General features: G+C 65.7%; 21 protein-coding genes. 16 read left to right on the top strand and 5 right to left on the bottom strand.

Annotated features, from left to right (window positions below):
• The 4 genes from F9K34_RS04835 to F9K34_RS04820 form a co-directional block, all read left to right on the top strand.
• Window positions 1-798, top strand: a 798-nt coding sequence (locus tag F9K34_RS04835) for an ABC transporter ATP-binding protein (protein WP_291335775.1), incomplete at its 5' end; no start/stop codon positions are given.
• Window positions 795-1,556, top strand: a complete 762-nt coding sequence (locus F9K34_RS04830; protein ID WP_291335774.1) for an ABC transporter permease — start codon at window positions 795-797, stop codon at window positions 1,554-1,556. The genes F9K34_RS04835 and F9K34_RS04830, both read left to right, overlap by 4 nt.
• 46 nt (window positions 1,557-1,602) lie before the next feature.
• Window positions 1,603-2,973 carry a 30S ribosomal protein S12 methylthiotransferase RimO gene (gene rimO, locus F9K34_RS04825; protein ID WP_291335773.1) on the top strand — a complete coding sequence of 457 codons (1,371 nt, stop codon included), beginning with the start codon at window positions 1,603-1,605 and terminating at the stop codon, window positions 2,971-2,973.
• Between the two features lie 156 nt (window positions 2,974-3,129).
• Window positions 3,130-3,504, top strand: coding sequence for a hypothetical protein (locus tag F9K34_RS04820; protein ID WP_291335772.1), 375 nt, complete (start codon window positions 3,130-3,132; stop codon window positions 3,502-3,504).
• 179 nt (window positions 3,505-3,683) lie between these two features.
• Here F9K34_RS04820 and F9K34_RS04815 read toward each other — a convergent pair whose 3' ends face one another.
• From F9K34_RS04815 to F9K34_RS04805, 3 genes are all read right to left on the bottom strand, one after another.
• Window positions 3,684-4,046, bottom strand: coding sequence for a diacylglycerol kinase (locus tag F9K34_RS04815; protein ID WP_291335771.1), 363 nt, complete (start codon window positions 4,044-4,046; stop codon window positions 3,684-3,686).
• Between the two features lie 89 nt (window positions 4,047-4,135).
• Window positions 4,136-4,411 (bottom strand): DUF6455 family protein, encoded by a 276-nt coding sequence (locus tag F9K34_RS04810; protein ID WP_291335770.1) that lies wholly within the window; start codon window positions 4,409-4,411, stop codon window positions 4,136-4,138.
• Window positions 4,412-4,501: 90 nt separating this feature from the next.
• Complete coding sequence (locus F9K34_RS04805) at window positions 4,502-5,209, bottom strand: M48 family metallopeptidase (RefSeq protein ID WP_291335769.1); 708 nt, start codon at window positions 5,207-5,209, stop codon at window positions 4,502-4,504.
• A 148-nt stretch (window positions 5,210-5,357) separates the two neighbouring features.
• Between F9K34_RS04805 and F9K34_RS04800 the strand changes: the two genes are divergently transcribed.
• Complete coding sequence (locus tag F9K34_RS04800) at window positions 5,358-5,600, top strand: hypothetical protein (protein ID WP_291335768.1); 243 nt, start codon at window positions 5,358-5,360, stop codon at window positions 5,598-5,600.
• Window positions 5,601-5,603: 3 nt separating this feature from the next.
• Here F9K34_RS04800 and F9K34_RS04795 read toward each other — a convergent pair whose 3' ends face one another.
• Together F9K34_RS04795 and F9K34_RS04790 are read right to left on the bottom strand one after the other, a co-directional pair.
• The gene (locus tag F9K34_RS04795) at window positions 5,604-7,037 is read right to left on the bottom strand and encodes a UbiA family prenyltransferase (RefSeq protein ID WP_291335767.1); all 1,434 of its coding nucleotides are present in this window, start codon (window positions 7,035-7,037) and stop codon (window positions 5,604-5,606) included.
• Between the two features lie 10 nt (window positions 7,038-7,047).
• Window positions 7,048-7,932: a lytic transglycosylase domain-containing protein gene (locus F9K34_RS04790; RefSeq protein ID WP_291335766.1), complete on the bottom strand. Its 885-nt coding sequence runs from the start codon at window positions 7,930-7,932 to the stop codon at window positions 7,048-7,050.
• A 350-nt stretch (window positions 7,933-8,282) separates the two neighbouring features.
• Between F9K34_RS04790 and F9K34_RS04785 the strand changes: the two genes are divergently transcribed.
• From F9K34_RS04785 to F9K34_RS04735, 11 genes are all read left to right on the top strand, one after another.
• Window positions 8,283-8,477: a hypothetical protein gene (locus tag F9K34_RS04785; RefSeq protein WP_291335765.1), complete on the top strand. Its 195-nt coding sequence runs from the start codon at window positions 8,283-8,285 to the stop codon at window positions 8,475-8,477.
• A gap of 287 nt (window positions 8,478-8,764) precedes the next feature.
• A complete protein-coding gene (locus tag F9K34_RS04780; RefSeq protein ID WP_291335765.1) occupies window positions 8,765-8,959 on the top strand; it encodes a hypothetical protein in 195 nt (64 codons plus the stop codon).
• Window positions 8,960-9,246: 287 nt separating this feature from the next.
• Window positions 9,247-9,441 carry a hypothetical protein gene (locus F9K34_RS04775; protein WP_291335765.1) on the top strand — a complete coding sequence of 65 codons (195 nt, stop codon included), beginning with the start codon at window positions 9,247-9,249 and terminating at the stop codon, window positions 9,439-9,441.
• 229 nt (window positions 9,442-9,670) lie between these two features.
• Window positions 9,671-9,865 (top strand): hypothetical protein, encoded by a 195-nt coding sequence (locus F9K34_RS04770; protein ID WP_291335764.1) that lies wholly within the window; start codon window positions 9,671-9,673, stop codon window positions 9,863-9,865.
• A 231-nt stretch (window positions 9,866-10,096) separates the two neighbouring features.
• Window positions 10,097-10,969 carry a Flp pilus assembly protein CpaB gene (cpaB, locus tag F9K34_RS04765; RefSeq protein ID WP_291335763.1) on the top strand — a complete coding sequence of 291 codons (873 nt, stop codon included), beginning with the start codon at window positions 10,097-10,099 and terminating at the stop codon, window positions 10,967-10,969.
• Window positions 10,970-11,208: 239 nt separating this feature from the next.
• The gene (locus F9K34_RS04760; protein ID WP_291335762.1) at window positions 11,209-12,621 is read left to right on the top strand and encodes a type II and III secretion system protein family protein; all 1,413 of its coding nucleotides are present in this window, start codon (window positions 11,209-11,211) and stop codon (window positions 12,619-12,621) included.
• Window positions 12,622-12,625: 4 nt separating this feature from the next.
• A complete protein-coding gene (locus F9K34_RS04755; protein ID WP_291335761.1) occupies window positions 12,626-13,306 on the top strand; it encodes an OmpA family protein in 681 nt (226 codons plus the stop codon).
• Between the two features lie 265 nt (window positions 13,307-13,571).
• Window positions 13,572-14,822, top strand: coding sequence for an AAA family ATPase (locus F9K34_RS04750; RefSeq protein ID WP_291335760.1), 1,251 nt, complete (start codon window positions 13,572-13,574; stop codon window positions 14,820-14,822).
• A gap of 27 nt (window positions 14,823-14,849) precedes the next feature.
• Window positions 14,850-16,304: a CpaF family protein gene (locus F9K34_RS04745; protein ID WP_291335759.1), complete on the top strand. Its 1,455-nt coding sequence runs from the start codon at window positions 14,850-14,852 to the stop codon at window positions 16,302-16,304.
• A 5-nt stretch (window positions 16,305-16,309) separates the two neighbouring features.
• Window positions 16,310-17,278 carry a type II secretion system F family protein gene (locus F9K34_RS04740; protein WP_291335758.1) on the top strand — a complete coding sequence of 323 codons (969 nt, stop codon included), beginning with the start codon at window positions 16,310-16,312 and terminating at the stop codon, window positions 17,276-17,278.
• Between the two features lie 15 nt (window positions 17,279-17,293).
• Complete coding sequence (locus F9K34_RS04735; protein ID WP_291335757.1) at window positions 17,294-18,280, top strand: type II secretion system F family protein; 987 nt, start codon at window positions 17,294-17,296, stop codon at window positions 18,278-18,280.
• The last annotated feature ends 4 nt before the right edge of the window (window positions 18,281-18,284 follow it).

The following is an 18,284-nucleotide window of genomic DNA, read 5'->3' as shown; positions in this document are numbered from 1 at the left end:
ATCTCCATCCTCTGCGGCCTCGTGACGCCCTCGGGCGGGCGGGCGCTGGTGGGCGGGCACGACATCGTGCGCGACTACCGGGCGGCGCGGTCGCTCATCGGGCTCGTCCCGCAGGAGATCGCGGTCGAGCCCTTCGAGAGGGTGATGGACACGCTGCGCTTCTCGCGGGGGCTTTTCGGCAAGCGGCCGGACGACGCGCACCTGGAACAGGTGCTGCGCTCGCTCGCGCTCTGGGACAAGCGGGATGCGCGGCTGAACGAGCTTTCGGGCGGCATGAAGCGGCGGGTGCTGATCGGCAAGGCGCTGTCGCACGGGCCGCGCATCCTCTTCCTCGACGAGCCCACCGCCGGCGTCGACGTGAGCCTGCGCCGCGAGATGTGGGCGGTCGTGCGCGACCTGCGCGCGTCCGGCGTGACGATCATCCTGACCACCCACTACCTCGAGGAAGCCGAGGAGATGGCCGACCGGATCGGCATCATCGACAAGGGGCGCCTCCTCCTGCTGGAGGAGACCGCGCGGCTGATGCACGAGTTCGGGCGCAAGCGGCTGACGCTGGAGCTGGCGGAGCCGCTGGCGGCGCTGCCTGCCGGCCTCGCCGAGACGATGGCGGGCCACAGCCTGTCCCTGTCGCCCGGCGGGCTCCACGTCAGCTACGACTACGACACCCGCGCCGACCGGAGCGGGATCGCGCGGCTTCTGGCCGGCTTCGCGGCGGCCGGGATCGCCGTGAGGGACCTCGAGACGGAGCAATCCTCGCTCGAGGAGGTGTTCCTGCGACTGGTGGAGGAAGGGAGATGAACTGGCAGGCAGTGGCCACGATCTTCAACCACGAGATGGCGCGATTCTGGCGGACGCCCTGGGAATCGCTCGCCTCGCCCGTCGTCTCGACAGTGCTCTACTTCGTCGTCTTCGGCGCCGCGATCGGGGCGCGCATCCAGGACGTCGAAGGTGTCAGCTACGGCGCCTTCATCGTTCCCGGCCTCATCATGCTGACGGTGCTGCAGCAGTCGCTGTCCAATGCTTCCTTCGGCATCTTCTTCCCGAAGTTCGTTGGCACGATGTACGAGATTCTCGCCGCGCCGGTGTCGTTTCTCGAAGTGGTGATGGGCTATGTCGGCGCCGCCGCGCTGAAGTCGGTCATCATCGCGGTGGTGATCTACCTGACCGCGCTCTTCTTCGTCGATATTCCGATCGTGCACCCGTTCTGGGCGCTGGGATTCCTCGTCCTGACCGCCTTCGGCTTCTCGCTCATGGGGTTTCTCATGGGGATCTGGGCGAAGGACTGGCAGCAGTTGCAGTTCGTGCCCCTGATGGTCATCACGCCCCTGGTCTTCCTCGGCGGCGCCTTCTACTCCGCCTCGATGCTGCCGCCCTTCTGGGAGGCGGTCGCGCATCTCAATCCCGTGCTCTACCTCATCTCGGGCTTCCGATGGGCGTTCTTCGGGCTCGCGGACGTGCCCGTGGCGGCCTCGCTTCTCGCGCTGGCCGTCTTCCTCGGTCTGAGCCTCGTGGCAGTCTGGGCGATCTTCCGCACCGGATGGCGGCTGAGGCCCTGACGCGATCCCGCTTTTCCGCAGCGCGCCGAGCGTCTATATCCGCGCGATGACCCAGAACCCGCCCGACCTCCGCCCCGATCTTGCGCCGAAGCCGGTCTTCGACACCGAGGCCCGCCCCGGCCAGCCGAAGATCGGCATGGTCTCGCTCGGCTGCCCCAAGGCGCTGGTGGACAGCGAGCGGATTCTGACCCGGCTCAGGGCCGAGGGCTATGCGATCAGCCCCGACTATGCCGGCGCGGATGCCGTCATCGTCAATACCTGCGGCTTTCTCGACAGCGCCAAGGCGGAAAGCCTCGAGGCGATCGGCGAGGCCCTTTCAGAGAACGGCCGGGTGATAGTCACCGGCTGCCTCGGCGCGGACCCCGATTACATCACCGGCGCGCATCCCTTGGTTCTCGCCGTCACTGGGCCGCAGCAATACGAACAGGTGCTGGATGCGGTCCACGCCGCCGTGCCGCCTGCGCCGGACCCGTTCGTGGACCTGATGCCGGCGACCGGCGTCAAGCTGACACCACGGCACTACAGCTACCTGAAGATTTCCGAGGGCTGCAACCACCACTGCCGCTTCTGCATCATCCCCGACATGCGCGGCCGCCTCGTCAGCCGCCCCGCCCATGCGGTCCTGCGCGAGGCCGAGAAGCTTGTCGCGGCGGGCGTGAAGGAACTCCTCGTCATCAGCCAGGATACCTCGGCCTACGGCGTCGACCTCAAGCACGCCGAGAAGAACGGCCACCGTGCCCATATCACCGACCTCGCCCGCGACCTCGGGTCGCTCGGCGCCTGGGTGCGGCTTCACTACGTCTACCCCTATCCGCATGTGCGCGGCCTGGTGCCCCTCATGGCGGAGGGGCTGATCCTGCCTTACCTCGACATCCCCTTCCAGCACGCCCACCCCGATACGCTGAAGCGCATGGCGCGGCCGGCTGCCGCCACGAAGACGCTCGACGAAATCGCGGCGTGGCGCGCCGTCTGCCCCGGCATCACGCTCCGCTCCACCTTCATCGTCGGCTACCCCGGGGAGACCGAGGCTGAGTTCGAGACCCTGCTCGACTGGCTCGACGAGGCGCAGCTCGACCGGGTCGGCTGCTTCCGGTACGAGAACGTGGCGGGCGCGCGATCGAACGCACTGCCCGACCATGTCCCCGAAGAGGTGAAGGAAGAGCGCTGGCACCGCTTCATGGAGAAGGCGCAGGCGATTTCAGCGGCCAGGCTCGCAGCGAAGGTCGGCACCCGGCTGGAAGCCGTCGTCGATGCGGTCGACGACGAGGGAGCGACCTGCAGGACCAAGGCCGACGCGCCGGAGATCGACGGCAACCTCTTCATCGACGCGGGCTTCGAGGGGCTCCGGCCCGGCGACATCGTGACGGTCGAGGTGGACGAGGCCGGCGACTACGACCTCTGGGCCCGCCGGATTTGACCCGGCTTCGGCCGCATCGGACGAAATCGCATCGACGCTCTCACCCCCAGGCTGCAATTGGCGCGGCGCGCGTCGTTTTCCCTTCACGTTTCCGTGAACGCGCATAGAGTCCGGCCCGCGGGCGACAGGACACCCGCGTTCAATCAGGAAACGGCTATGCAGATCTCACGCAACTTCATGGTGATCGGTGTTGCTTATCTGTTCTTGGGTATCGGTCTCGGCATGTACATGGGCGGCTCGGGCGACCATTCGCTCGCGCCGCTGCACGCGCACATCAACCTTCTCGGCTTCACGCTGATGACCGTCTTCGGGCTGGTCTACCGGGTGATTCCGGCGATGGGCGCCACGACCCTCGCGCGGGCGCATTTCTGGCTGCATCAGGCGGGGGCGCTGATCCTTCTGGCGATGCTGTCGATGCTCTTGACCGGACGCATCACCGAAGCCGGCATGGCACCGCTGGCACCCCTGGCCGAGCTTCTGGTGCTGCTCGGGGTGGCGAGCTTCGCCTACAACGTCTGGCATAACGCCTGAGCCCTTGCGAAGGGCCCGCCGCCGCCGGGAGTGTGCGGCGGCGGGACCATGGCTGGGGCGCGCCCTACCCTCGCGCCCGGTGCCCGGGGTCACCCACCCCAAAAACCGTTGAGCCTCGACACCCAAAGCTTCTAGCACACCTCCGGCGCGGGGCCGATACCGGTATCCCTTACCTCGGGTCAGCCGAAAAGGATCACGACCCAGGCGGCCCCGCCGGCCAGCGCGGCCAGCGCCACGCCTGCCGAGCCGCAATCCTTGGCCTTTCCCGCGCGCGGGTGCTGCCCCGGCGAGACAATATCCACCACCTCCTCGATGGCGGTGTTGAGGAGTTCGGCCGCGAGGACGATCAGGCCAAGTGCCAGGATCAGCGCGCGTTCGCCGGAGCTGAGGTCGAGCGTGAAGGCGAGCGTGGCCGAAAGAAGGTTCACCAGCGTCCACTGGCGCAGCGACTTCTCGCTGGCCCAGGCCGCGCGCCAACCCTGAAGCGACCAGATGCAGGTATTCGCAAAGCGCCGGATCTCCCCGGCAAGCAGCTCGCGCATGTCGTCCTCCCCCGTCCTCGGGCGGAGACTAGCGACGGCGGCGCCCCCTTGTCACGCGCCGGGATGGGAAGGCGGCCTCTTGCGGCGGATCAGACGATACCCCGCAGCGCCTCCAGCACCGACCGGTTCGCGCACCAGTCCGGCGCGGCGCGGGCGGTGCGGTCGTGCCCGGGCTCGCAGCGGATGGCCTGCCCGTCGTCGCAGGTCCTGCAGGCCGCGAGCAGGGCGCGGAAGTCGTCGGCCGTCAGCATGCCCCTCTGGATCGCCTCGCCGATGTCGACGCCGTGGCGACGCGTTTCGGCCTCGGTCAGGAAATAGGGGATGTCCGGCGTTCCGGTCGCATCCATCTGCACGATCTTGCCCATGGCGCACGCTCCCGATGCGTTACGTTGGCCCCAGCATCACGCCGCCAGCATGCGCCGCGCATTGACTTGGATCAAGCCCGCGCTCGGGCGTCATCGCAATGTCGCGAGCGTCCGTCGCACCGTCTCGATCCGCGCGGCGTTCGGCGGATGGGTACCGAGGAATCGGTTCCCCGGGTCGGGGATGCGCGCGAAGAAGGCTGCGCCCCGCTCGGGGTCGTAGCCCGCATTCCAGGTCAGCACCGTCCCAAGCGCGTCGGCCTCAAGCTCGTAATCCTTGGCATAGCGGCGCGCGCCCAGGCTGCCGCCGATGTCCTGCGCCGTCTGGACAGCCCGCGCGTCGCCGCCGGTGGCGGCGGTGAGGACGCCGAAGATGATCGCCCCCGTCGTCGCCTCCTGCTGCTGGCGGGGGATATGGCTCGCGATATGATGCGCGGCCTCGTGGCCCATGACGAAGGCGAGTTCGTCGGTGTTGCGCGCCTCGGCGATGAGCGGGAGCGTGAAGGCGATGATCGGCCGGCCCGAGGGGTCGAGCGTCTGGTAGGCATTGGGTGGCTGGCCAGGACGGTCATCCACGACGATGCGGAAATCGCAATTCGTGGCGGCGCGGCGCGCAAGGCATTCGCGCTCCACGACCGGCTCCATCCGCGCGACGACCGAGACGAAGTTCGACGCCGCGACTTCGGGCGAAACCATCGCGCCCGCCGGGGGCGGCGGCGGCATCGGCGCGGGGGCAGGCGGCGCGCTTTCCACGCACCCGGAAACGGCGAGGGCGAGCACCGTCGCGATCAGATGTCTCATCGTGCCTCTCCCGGGCCATTGCTGCTCTTGCTTCACAAGGTAGCGCCCATGCGGCCCGCGGAAAAGCCCCGCGCCGCCGCCGTCACGCGGGGGTGAGCGGGGGGGAGAGTGCATTGTGGTCGCCCGCCCGGCGCGATAGGCTCGGTCCATGTTCACCATCGAGCACGACTTCGACGCCACCGTGATCACCCTCGTGGACGAGGGCAGCCCGCACCTCGAAGAGGATGTGACGATCCAGGCGTTCGAGGAATGCGTGACCATCGAGCAGTACGACCCGCGCCGCGACGAGGTTGTGAAGATCGTCCTCTCGATGGCGCAGGTCAACGAGCTTGCCGCCGCGCTGAACCTGCCCGAGGGGATCTACCGGCTCGCGCCGAAGCGCAAGGAATGAGCGTCAGGCGCCGAACCATTGCGACCAGAGGCCGGCCGCCCAGAACATCAGGCTGAGGATGATCATCAGCAGGCCGATGCCGAACTTGTCGCGCATGGCGAAGACGATCGGGTCGTAATCCTGCTTGCCGTACCAGCCGAGCATCACCATCCGCACCAACCAGAGCGTCATGGGGATCATCGCCACCCAGAGAATCCAGGTCGTGGGATAGAGCTCCTGCCCCTGATCACTGAGCGAGTAGAGAAAGAAGATGACGAGCGCCCAGAAGGTGCCGAGCATGGCGACGTTCAGAAGGTCGCCCCGGTCGGGCCGGCCGTAGCCGCGCCCCGGCAGGCGATCGTCGGAGGTGGCGAGCGTGAGCTCGGTCAGCCGCTTGACGCAGCCGAGCGTGATGAAGATCGGGAAGATGAAGATCAGCATGTAGACCGAGACATCCACTTGCGCCGCCGCGGCGCCGGCGACGACACGGATGGTGTAGAGGGCTGCGAGCGTCGAGATGTCGATCCACCGCATCCGCTTCAGCTTCAGCGAATAGGCGAGAGAGGTGACCATGTAGAGGATCACGACGCCGAAGAACTGGGCGTTGAGCGTGGCCGCGATGGCGAGAGAGAGAATGGCGAGGCCGATGAAGGTGAACATGCCGACGTGAATCGGCACATCGCCGCTGGCGAAGGGCCGGCAGCACTTGGTCGGGTGAAGCCGGTCCGCCTCAAGGTCGAGAAGGTCGTTCACGATGTAGATGGAGGAGGCCGCGGCCGAGAAGGCGACGATGCCCCAGAGGATCGGGATCAACGTCGCGAGGTCGAAGCGGTGGGCCGCGATCATGGCGAGCAGAAGAAGGACGTTCTTCACCCACTGGTGCGGCCTGAGTGCCTTGACCAGCCTCCGCCAGTTCCAGCCGCCCCCGATCTCCACGACGTTCTGCCCGCGCGCGGCAAGCTCCCGCGCCTGCGGCACCCGACCCACGACGATGGCGTTCTCGGCCTGCGCCCAAACGGCCATGTCCACCGGGTTGTCGCCCGCGTAGTCGAAACCCCGTTCACCGAACGCCTCCACGAGCGCCGCGGCCTTGCGCGCGCCCTTGAGGTTCGTCGTGAAATCCGAGGCGAAGACACGCTCCGAGAGCCCGTACTCGGCGGCGAGACGGGTGACGAGGCTGCGGTCGGACGCAGAGGCGAGTATGACCTCGCGCCCGGCCATGCGGGACCGGAGCGCGAGATCGGCGACGTCTGGATTTACCGGCAGAAGATCGGTTCGGATCGGCGCGATCCGCACAAGTTCTGCCTTCAGCCGCTCGGGGTGGCGGAAATGCGTGATGGCGGCGCGCAGCGTCGGCAAGGGATCCGAGCCGAGCCCGGCCCAGAAGCACTCGAAGAGCATGTCGGTCTTCAGGAACGTCCCGTCGACGTCCAGGACCAGCGGCTTCACGTCGGTCATGCGGGAACACTCATCCTTTCACGGCGAAGACGCAGCCGTCGGTCACCAGCTCCGGGGGTGTGGTGCAGAGCCCGCGCGCCACCGCCCAGGCTGCCAGCACCTTCGGCACATAGGCCCGGGTCTCGGCATAGGGCGGCACGCCGCCGTTGGATTTTACCGCGTTCTCGCCCGCGTTGTAGGCCGCGAGCACCATAAGCGGATCGCGGTCGAATTCCTTCATCAGCCAGTCGAGATAGGCCACGCCGCCCTTGATGTTGTCGACCGGATTGGCGCTATCGACGACGCCGAAGCGGTCCGCCGTCGCCGGAATAAGCTGCATGAGCCCGACCGCGCCCGCCGAGGAGACGGCATCGATCCTGCCCCCGCTCTCGATGCCGATGACGGCGAGGACGAGCGCGGGCGACACCTCGGTGCCGATGGTGGCCCTGAGTATCTCGGCCCCGTGGACGGTGGCGATTTCCTGCAGGCGCTGGAGCCGCGGGGCGCCGATCTGGATGCCGGCGGGGCCCTGGGTCAGCGCGGCGAGCGCCGCCGGGAAACGGCCATCGCGGTCGCCGAGCGCGGGCGAGACCTTGTCCCAGTACCAGTCGTAGGCGCTCGGTTGCGGCAACGCCGGTTCGAGGCCGGGCGCCGCGCCGCCGTGCGGGATCGGATGCTCTGCCGGCGGCAGCGGACCGGTGGCGAGACGTTTCGCCTGTTCCTCGGGGTCGATCTGGACGGTGATCCGCTTGGCCGAGGTGGCCGAAGGCGCACTGATGCGCTTGAAGGTGAAATCCGGATAGCCGGAAGGCCCGGTGCCGGACGTGGCGCCCGCCGGGGTTTCGGCGACGGCAATCCCTCCGATCAGGCACAGAACCGCGCCGCACGATAGAATTGGTGCGATGCCTCGCAGCATTCCGCCCAAACTGCCTCATGATCTTATCGTTGGCCGAGTTGTCGCAGAAATCGCATTGCGGAGCCAAGGGTTTTGCGCCCGGGATGCGCCATTTCACGGCGATTCGGCCTTTCGGCAACAGGTCGCGGCACCGGGCCGCAGCGAAGGCGACCATTTTTCCGAAGATATTCCAGTATGTTATCCAGCATCCCGGCCCGGCATTAACACAACTTCAAAATGTACGATCACTGCCCAATTGCCGCCACGATTCGGGGGCCTCATGAGCCCATGCCGCGACGCAGACGGGGTGGAAATGGCGACCCCGCCCCGGCGAAGCGGATGGTGCAACGGGTGAAGTCACGGAGAGAGACATGAAACTGTTCAAGCTTGCGAAGAAGTTCAACAACGAGGAAGACGGCGCTGTGACCGTCGACTGGGTCGTGCTGACCGCCGCCGTCGTCGGCCTCGGCGTGGCGGCTCTGGCCGCGGTGAAGAAGGGCACGGGCTCGCTCACCACGAAGATCAACTCCTACCTCTCGAGCCAGTCGATCAACTCGACCTTCTGATCCGGCTCAAGACCAGGACAACTGCGGAACCGCGCCCCCCTCGGGGCGCGGTTTTGCTTTGCGCCGGCCGCGGGCCGGAGCTCGCGCGGCTGGCACCCGACTTGCGGAAAACAATCCCCCGGATCTGTTTCCTGCTTGCCCCCAAATTGCATCGAAATGCGCGTTCCCTGCCCCACTTGCGTCAAGATCGGGGGGCACATTCTCTGTATTCCGCGACGGGAAGGCTGAGGCCGGAACTGGCCTCCAGGGTTCGCGGGTGCAACAGAAGCGAACCTACGGAGAGAGACATGAAACTGTTCAAGCTTGCGAAGAAGTTCAACAACGAGGAAGACGGCGCTGTGACCGTCGACTGGGTCGTGCTGACCGCCGCCGTCGTCGGCCTCGGCGTGGCGGCTCTGGCCGCGGTGAAGAAGGGCACGGGCTCGCTCACCACGAAGATCAACTCCTACCTCTCGAGCCAGTCGATCAACTCGACCTTCTGATCCGGCTCAAGACCAGGACAACTGCGGAACCGCGCCCCCCTCGGGGCGCGGTTTTGCTTTGCGCCGGCCGCGGGCCGGAGCTCGCGCGGCTGGCACCCGACTTGCGGAAAACAATCCCCCGGATCTGTTTCCTGCTTGCCCCCAAATTGCATCGAAATGCGCGTTCCCTGCCCCACTTGCGTCAAGATCGGGGGGCACATTCTCTGTATTCCGCGACGGGAAGGCTGAGGCCGGAACTGGCCTCCAGGGTTCGCGGGTGCAACAGAAGCGAACCTACGGAGAGAGACATGAAACTGTTCAAGCTTGCGAAGAAGTTCAACAACGAGGAAGACGGCGCTGTGACCGTCGACTGGGTCGTGCTGACCGCCGCCGTCGTCGGCCTCGGCGTGGCGGCTCTGGCCGCGGTGAAGAAGGGCACGGGCTCGCTCACCACGAAGATCAACTCCTACCTCTCGAGCCAGTCGATCAACTCGACCTTCTGATCCGGCTCAAGACCAGGACAACTGCGGAACCGCGCCCCCCCCTCGGGGCGCGGTTTTCGTTTCGACGGCCGCAACCGATCGTTTCCAGTCGTAGGCCGCCCCGGCGCGAAAAAGGACGACGACCGCCCAAATCGTGCCATCTTGAACGTCTTTAATTGTCCCAAGGGTCAAGGGCGAGACAAGTGCCGGCCGCCCGGATGCGGCGCCGCGAAGGACAACGGAGCGTGAGATGACGGTATTCAAGCGTAGCAAGCGGTTTCTCGCCAGCGACGAGGGCGCGGTCACCGTGGACTGGGTCGTGCTGACGGCAAGCGTGGTGAGCCTGGTGCTGGTCGCCATGGCCGGTCTCAAGGGCCAGATGACAAGTATCGGCCAGAAAACGGAATCCTGGCTTTCCTCCCAGTCGATCAACACCACGTTCTGAGCGCGCGGCGCGCAGGAAAGACAGGATCGGGCGCGCGGCAACGCGGCGCCCGGTTTGCTTTCAGGGCAGGCGGATCCCGGCAAATGTTTCCGAAGCAGGAAAGAATCCTCCTATCGGGCGTGCTTTGACCACCATTTCGCCGTATTCGATGACGATATAGATCCGTGGTGAGGTCTGGCTGCCGTGCGGATGGGCTCCGCGTGCCGGACCTGGTGGACGAAAGGATGAAGGATGCGACTGGTATTTGCCCTGGTTCTGGTTCTGGGGGTCGCGCTTGCGGGCTTTGCCGTCTACATGGCGCAAGGCTTCATCGCCCAGACCCAGGCCGAACGCGACCGTCTTGCGGCCGAACAGGCGAATGCGCCGAAGCTCGTGAACGTGGTCGTCGCCAAGAAGGCGATGAAGTACGGCGACCGCTTTACCCGCGAAGACCTTGAGGTGATCAAGGTCCAGGAAGGCAAGACGCCCGCGGGCGTGTTCAACACAGTGGTGGGCCCCCAGGGCGGCGATCCCGCCGTCGTGCCGGTGTTCTGGGAGGGCGAAACCCGCCCCCGCGCCGCGCTTCGGAGCTATGAGCCGTTCGAACCGCTTCTCCTGGCCAAGATCACCGAACCGGGCGTGGATGCCGGCATCAATGCCAATCTCTCCGCCGGGATGCGCGCCTTCGCGATCAACGTGGACGTGACGACGGGCGTGTCGGGCTTCCTGCGGCCCGGAGACCGGGTCGACATCTACTGGTCCGGCGCCGTCAACGGCCAGGACGTGGCGAAACTCATCGACTCGGCCGTGCGGCTCATCGCGATCAACCAGAGCGCCGACGCCGACCGCAGCGAGGAAACGATGATCGCGCGCACCGTGACCGTCGAGGCGACGCCTGAGCAGGTGGCGTCGCTCGCCCTCGCCCAGCAGACCGGCCGTCTCACCCTCTCGCTCGTCGGCACCGGCGACATGGAGAAGGCAAGCGCGATCGAGATCGACCGAAACACGCTTCTCGGCATCGTCGAGGAAGCCCCGGTGCAGGAAGTCGCAGCGCCGAAGGTCTGCACCATCCGCACCAACAAGGGCGGCGAAGTGGTGGAGACCGTGATCCCCTGCACGAACTGACGCCGACGAAATCCGCATCCGTTACCCGCGCCGGCCACAACATCAAGTGGCCGGCGCGGTGATTTCGTACCACAGATTCCCTTGTGTTGCCGGTTATCCACATAAACACCCTGCGGCAACCGGTTGATTCTTGCAAAAAAAGCCAGCGTCCCGCATTCTGACATCAATATGGGCACCCAAAGACCCGCACAACGGGCACAAAGACCCATCCCAGAGGCGTGATCGGAGAGGCAGGTCACATGAGCATGAAAAGAACCCTTGCGGCGGGAATGCTGGGCGTTTCGCTCTGCATCGTCGCAGTCCCGGCCGCCCAAGCGGAAACGCTTAAGATCGTCAACGGATCGGCCACGAGCGCGCTGACCGTTCCGATGAACCGGGCCGTCGTCGTCGAATCCGACCAACCCTTCGCCGAGCTGTCGATCGCCAACCCCGGCATCGCCGACATCTCGACGCTGTCGGACCGGTCCATCTACGTTCTCGGCAAGGCGCCGGGGCGCACGACGCTGACGCTGCTTGCGCCGGACGGCAAGCTCATCACCAACGTCGACGTGCAGGTCTCGCTCGACGTGGCCGAGTTCAAGGAGCGGCTGCAGCAGATCCTGCCGGGCGAGAACATCGAGGTGCGGACCGCGAACGACGGCATCGTGCTGTCGGGGGTCGTTTCCTCGACCGCAAAGCTCGACCGAGCACTCGATCTCGCCAAGCGCTACGCGCCCGACCGGGTGTCGAACCTGATGGTCGTCGGCGGCACCCAGCAGGTCATGCTGAAGGTCCGCTTCGCCGAGATGCAGCGCTCGGTCACCAAGCGACTGCAGACCAGTCTCGGCGTGCGCACGCCCGACCCGACGCGTTCGGTCAACGTCGAGGCTGGCACCGGAGCGAACCTCAACGGAGCCGTCAGCGTCGCCGGCGGCGGCGGCTTCACGACGGCCCAGACCGGCGGCTTCGGCATCGGCTTCACGGGCGGCAGCGTCCAGTTCGGCATCCTGCTGGAAGCACTCGAACAGAAGGGTCTCGTCCGGACCCTGTCCGAGCCGAACCTCACCGCCCTTTCGGGGCAGGAGGCGGCCTTCCTCGCCGGCGGCGAATACCCGATCCCGGTCGCCAGCGAGAACAACACCGTGACCGTCGAATACAAGCCCTTCGGCGTGGAGCTCACCTTCAAGCCGGTCGTCGTCGACGGGGACATCATCAACCTTTCGATCAACGCGGCGGTGTCGAGCATCGACACGACGATCCAGACCAGCGTCGGGACCGGCATCACCCTGAACGCCTTCAAGCGGCGGGAGGCACAGACCACGGTCGAGATGCGCGACGGCGAAAGCTTTGCCATCGCGGGCCTGCTGCAGGACGACTTCACCGACTCGAACGGCCAGATCCCCTGGCTCGGCGACGTTCCGGTACTCGGCGCGCTCTTCCGCAGCGCCGACTTCCAGCGCAACCAGTCAGAACTCGTGATCATCATCACGCCGCATCTCGTGTCGCCCACCCGCGGCGAGGCGCTGGCGCTGCCGACTGACCGCGTGAAGGCGCCGACCGAGGCCGAGCTCTTCCTCTTCGGCAAGACGGCGTCGACCGGGAGGTCCAAAGGCGCCATCGGCGAAGTGTCGAAGCAGGACTACAGCGGGTCCTATGGCTATGTGATGGAGTGAGACGATGCGAGCCAGAACCAGCCTTCTCCTCCTTTCGGCCAGCCTGACCGCTCTTGCGGCCTGCTCGAAGGAGACCAACATCGCCCGCACCTTCTATTCGGAGGCAGGCTCCGAGATAGAGACGCGCGATTTCGGCAACGCCACGATGAACAACACGCTCATCCAGCAAGGTGAGAAGTCCTATGTCATCGACCTGACGCGCCGCTTCGCGGCCGAGGTGCCGAACACCGTCAACTTCGCCTTCGACAGCGCGGTGCTCGATGGCGAGGCCCAGCAGGCCCTGATGCGTCAGGCCGACTGGATCCGGCAATTCCCCGAGGTGCGCTTCCGTGTCTACGGCCACACCGACCTCGTGGGCTCCGACGCCTACAACAAGGCACTCGGGCTGCGCCGCGCCAAGGCCGTGGTCGCCTTCCTGTCGAGCCAGGGCATCAGCCGGTCGCGGCTGGAGGCCGTCGCCTCCTTCGGCGAAACGCAACCGCTCGTCTTCGTGCAGACCGAAGAGCGGCGCAACCGGCGCACCGTCACGGAGGTTTCCGGCTTTGTCGCCAAGAACCCGCTGGTTCTCAACGGCAAGTACGCCGAGATCATCTGGCGAGAGTATGTGTCCAGCGCAACCTCCCCGCATACGGTGGACTCGGTCCAGGGTACGGCGGGTGCCGGCGGCGCTTCTACCGGCGGCTGACGGGACAACATCGCAAATTGTTTCCTGCTCTGGGCGGCCTTTGGCAACAAAGGCCGCCCTCGGCTTTTCATCGTCGCCGGATAACGCATAATTTCGGTATTTCGGCCCCAATATTGCCAAAGTTCTCCGGGATTTTCGCAACCTGGGAGTAATAGCGCGGCCGTAAGGTCGTGCCGGGTGATGGACCGGGGCCTGTAGCGACTTGATGACCAAGCACGATGCACAGGACAAGGCCCGCCACCCGCGTGATGAAGGACGTGTGGGAATGAGCAGCGTAGCCGCCTTGCAGCCGGAACCGGCACCGATCGTCGCGTGCACGATTTCGCGCGATGTCAGCAACTTCGACCTTCTGATCGAGGACATGGAGGTCGAGCTTGGCGAAAGCTGGGGCGATCTTTCCTTCGACGACGCGATACTCTTCCTCAACCAGCCGGATGCCGACGCGCTCGAGTTTGTCGCCATCGCGGTCGATTCGGAGGACGAAAGCGACCTCGCACGGATTTCGGGGATTATCTCGACCGCGAAGGAAAAGGGCGTGAAGATCATCCTCATCGCCGAGGAGGTGAGCCCGATCGCGCTGCATCAGCTGCTGCGGCTTGGCGCGGACGATTTCGTGCCCTACCCGCTTCCCGAGAACGCGCTGCATGATGCAATCGAGCGCCTCCACCGAGCACCAGCCGCCGATCAGGTCCTGGGCGAGGAACCGGTTGCCCCCGCCTTCAAGCCGAAGGGCGACCGCGACGGCGTGATTCTGGCGGTTCACGGACTTGCCGGCGGCACCGGCGCCACGACCTTCGCGGTCAACCTCGCCTGGGAACTGGCGACGGTGCAGAAGACGAATGGGCCGCGGGTCTGCCTGCTGGACTTCAACTTCCAGTATGGTTCGGTCTCGACCTATCTCGACCTGCCCCGCCGCGAAGCGGTCTACGAGATGCTGTCGGACACCGCCTCGGTGGACAACGTGAGCTTCCTGCAGGCGCTTCTCAACTTCAACGAGAAGATGCATGTCATGACGGCGCCGACGGAGATGCTGCCCCTCGACATCGTCACGTCGGAAGACATCAACCGCGTGCTCGCAGTGGCGCGCGCTAATTTCGACTTCGTCGTCGTCGACATGCCCTCCACGGTCGTGCAGTGGACCGAGGCCGTTCTGAACCAGTCCCATATCTACTTCGCGACGATGGAACTCGACATGCGGTCGGCGCAGAACGCGCTGCGGATGATCCGCGCGCTGAAGGCCGAGGAACTTCCCTACGAGAAGCTGCGCTACGTGCTCAACCGCGCGCCGAAGTTCACGGACCTCTCCGGCAAGAGCCGCGTGAAGCGCCTGGCCGAGAGCCTCGACATCACGATCGAGCTTCAGCTTCCCGACGGGACCAAGCAGGTGACGCAGTCGAACGACCACGGCCTGCCGCTGGCCGAAACCGCCGCCAAGAACCCCCTGCGGCGCGAGATCGCGAAGCTCGCGAAATCCATCTACGACCTCAACGTGGCCGCTGAAGCCGCGGCCGTCTGACCGCCGCCAGTCGAACCGGAGTAGCCCATGTTTTCCCGCTTCAAGAAGCCAGATGGCGCCGGACCGGCCACCGCCGCATCGACCCCGCAGACGCCGAAACCCGCCGTGGTCGCCGCGCCCGAGGTGAACCGGCCCGTCGTCGCCCGGCGTGCCGGCGCTACGGCGACGAATCCGGCCCAGGCGGTCGCCGCCGACAAGGAGAAGAAGCGCAAGGAGCGGATGGGCGAGCTCAAGGTCGAGCTGCACAAGCGGCTTCTCGACAACCTCAACCTCGGCGCTCTCGAACACGCTTCGGAAACGGAACTCAGGCAGGAAATCGTCTCGATCTCGACCGAGGCGCTGGAGGACATGTCGGTCGTCCTGAACAAGGACGAACGCTCCTCGCTCTTCCAGGAGCTCTATCACGAGGTGATGGGCCTGGGTCCGCTGGAGCCGCTCTTGCAGGACGACACGGTGAACGACATCCTCGTGAACGGCCCGCAGCAGATCTTCGTCGAACGTGCCGGCAAGCTGACGCTGACCGACATCACCTTCAAGGACGAACGCCACCTTCTGAGGATCATCGACAAGATCGTCTCGGCGGTGGGCCGGCGGGTCGATGAATCGAACCCCTATTGCGACGCCCGCCTGGCCGACGGATCGCGTTTCAACTGCATGGTCCCGCCGATCGCGGTGGACGGCTCGCTCGTTTCGATCCGGAAATTCAAAAAGGACAAGCTGGGGGTGGACGATCTTGTCCGCTTCGGCGCCTTTACCGAGGAGATGGCCGCCTATCTCCAGGCCGCCGTGGCCACGCGGCTCAACGTCATCGTCTCGGGCGGTACCGGTTCGGGCAAGACCACCACGCTCAACGCGCTCTCCTCCTTCATCGACAACTCCGAGCGGATCCTGACGATCGAGGACACGGCGGAACTCCAGCTCCAGCAGGTGCACGTGGGCCGGATGGAAAGCCGCCCGGCGAACGTCGAGGGCAAGGGCGCGGTGACCCAGCGCGATTGCCTCAGGAACGCTCTCCGGATGCGTCCCGACCGCATCATCGTCGGCGAAACCCGCGGCGAGGAAGTCATCGACATGCTTCAGGCCATGAACACCGGCCACGACGGGTCGATGACCACGATCCACGCCAACAGCGCGCGCGACGGTATCTCGCGTCTGGAGAACATGATCGCCATGGCGGGGATCGAAATGCCGATCAAGGCGGTCCGCAGCCAGATCGCCTCGGCCGTCAACCTCATCGTGCAGGCCTCGCGCCTCCAGGACGGTTCGCGCCGGATGACCTCCATCACGGAGATCACCGGCATGGAAGGCGATGTCATCTCGATGCAGGAGATTTTCCGCTACGAGCGGCTCGGCCTTGCCCCCGACGGCAAGATCATCGGCCGCTTCACGGCGACCGGCGTGCGTTCGGCGTTCGCCGACCGCTTCCGCGCCTGGGGCTATGACCTTCCGGCGTCCATCTACGAACCCGTGGCCGCGGAGTAGCGCGCATGATCATTAGCCCGACGCCCATCATCTACGGCCTGATCTTCATCGCCGTGCTCCTTCTGGTCGAGGGCATCTACCTTGTCGTCTTCGGCAAGTCGATCTCGCTCAACTCCAAGGTCAACCGCCGGCTTGACCTGCTGGAAAAGGGCGGCCAGCGCGAGAAGGTGCTGGAGCAGCTCCGCAAGGAGGCGAGCCAGCACCTGAAGGCCAAGGGCATCCCGCTCTATTCCATCCTCGCCACCAAGGCGCAGAAGGCGAATATCGCGTTCTCGCCCAGGGCCCTGATGGGCGTCATGGCGCTTCTCTCGGTCGTGGCCTTCCTCGGGCTGAAGATCGGCACCGCGGCCTCGACGCCCGTGCAGATCGCCGTCGCCATCGTCATGGGCGTGGGCGCCGTCTACTTCTGGATCAACCGCAAGGCGAAGAAGCGGATGGACCTTGTCGAGGAGCAGCTCCCCGACGCCGTCGAACTGATGGTGCGCTCCCTGCGCGTCGGCCACCCCTTCTCGTCCGCCATCCAGATCGTGGCCAAGGAGGTGCCCGATCCTCTCGGGACAGAGTTCGGGATGATCGCCGACGAAAGCGCATACGGCCGCGAAGTCTCGGACTCTCTGAAGGACCTTGCCGAACGGATGGACATGCAGGACCTCCGCTTCCTCGCCGTCGCCGTGACCATCCAGCAGCAGTCGGGCGGCAACCTCGCGGAAATCCTCGACGGCCTCGCCAAGGTGATCCGCGCCCGGTTCCGGCTCTTCCGTCGCGTCCGCGCCATCACCGCCGAGGCGAAATGGTCGGGTATGTTCCTTTCGGCCTTCCCGCTCGTCGTGCTCGCGGTGATCCAGATCCTGAAACCGGACTACTTCGATACCGTGAAGGACACCTCGGCCTTCGTCCCGGCCGCACTCATCGTCTTCACGTTCCTCGCCATCAACATCGTCTTCATGAAGATGATGGTGAACATCAAGGTCTGAGGGGGCCTGACCAGAATGTTGTCCCAGATCAATGATTTCCTGATCGCTCAGATGGGTCCCCTGGGACCGCTCTTCGCGGTCGGCGTGCTCGGCGTTGCGCTCATGGCGATCGCGCTGCCGACCATGCTCAAGAAGCGCGCCGATCCCTTCGCCAAGCTGCGCGACACCGCGAAGCCGACCACTGAGAACCGGGTCCGCACACTTGAAAAGAAGTCGCTGCGGGCCGGCCGCGGCAGCGACAAGCTCGACAAGTTCGCACATTTCCTGGAGCCGAAGACCGAGGAGGAGATGAGCACCTCCCGGCTGAAGATGACACGGGCGGGCTACCGGTCCAAGACCGCCGTGCGGACCTTCCATGCGGTCCAGTTCATGCTGGGCATCGCCTTCCTCATCATCGGTGTCATCTACGCCATCGTCGCCTCGGCCACGGGCGAGATCGCGACCACGACGCTGATCCTCGCAGTCGTCATGCCGGGCGCGGTCGGCTACTACCTGCCGAAGTACTGGATCGAACGCCGCATCCAGACCCGTCAGGGCGAGATCCAGAACGGTTTTCCCGATGCGCTCGACATGCTTCTCGTCTGCGTGGAGGCCGGCCAGTCGCTCGACCAGGGCATCATCCGGGTGTCGAAGGAACTGAAGACAGGCTATCCCGCGCTCGCCGAGGAGTTCGAGATCGTCGCCCAGGAGGTCAAGGCCGGCAAGGACAAGACCTCGGTCCTGCGCGCCTTCTCGGAACGCACGGGCGTGCCCGACATCGCCTCCTTCGTGACGGTGATGATCCAGTCGCAGACCTTCGGCACCTCGATCGCCGAAGCGCTCCGGGTCTATGCCAGCGAGATGCGCGACAAGCGCGTGATGCGCGCGGAAGAAGCCGCGAACAAACTGCCGACAAAGATGACGCTGGGCACGATGATGTTCACCGTGCCACCGCTCCTGATCATCCTTGTGGGCCCCTCGGTTTACGATATGCTGCAGCTGTTCGCGAACTTCTCTCCCTGAGGCG

Source organism: Albidovulum sp. (assembly GCF_008933605.1).
In the GTDB taxonomy this organism is placed as follows: domain Bacteria; phylum Pseudomonadota; class Alphaproteobacteria; order Rhodobacterales; family Rhodobacteraceae; genus Albidovulum.
This window is presented reverse-complemented; position numbering and strand designations above follow the sequence as displayed.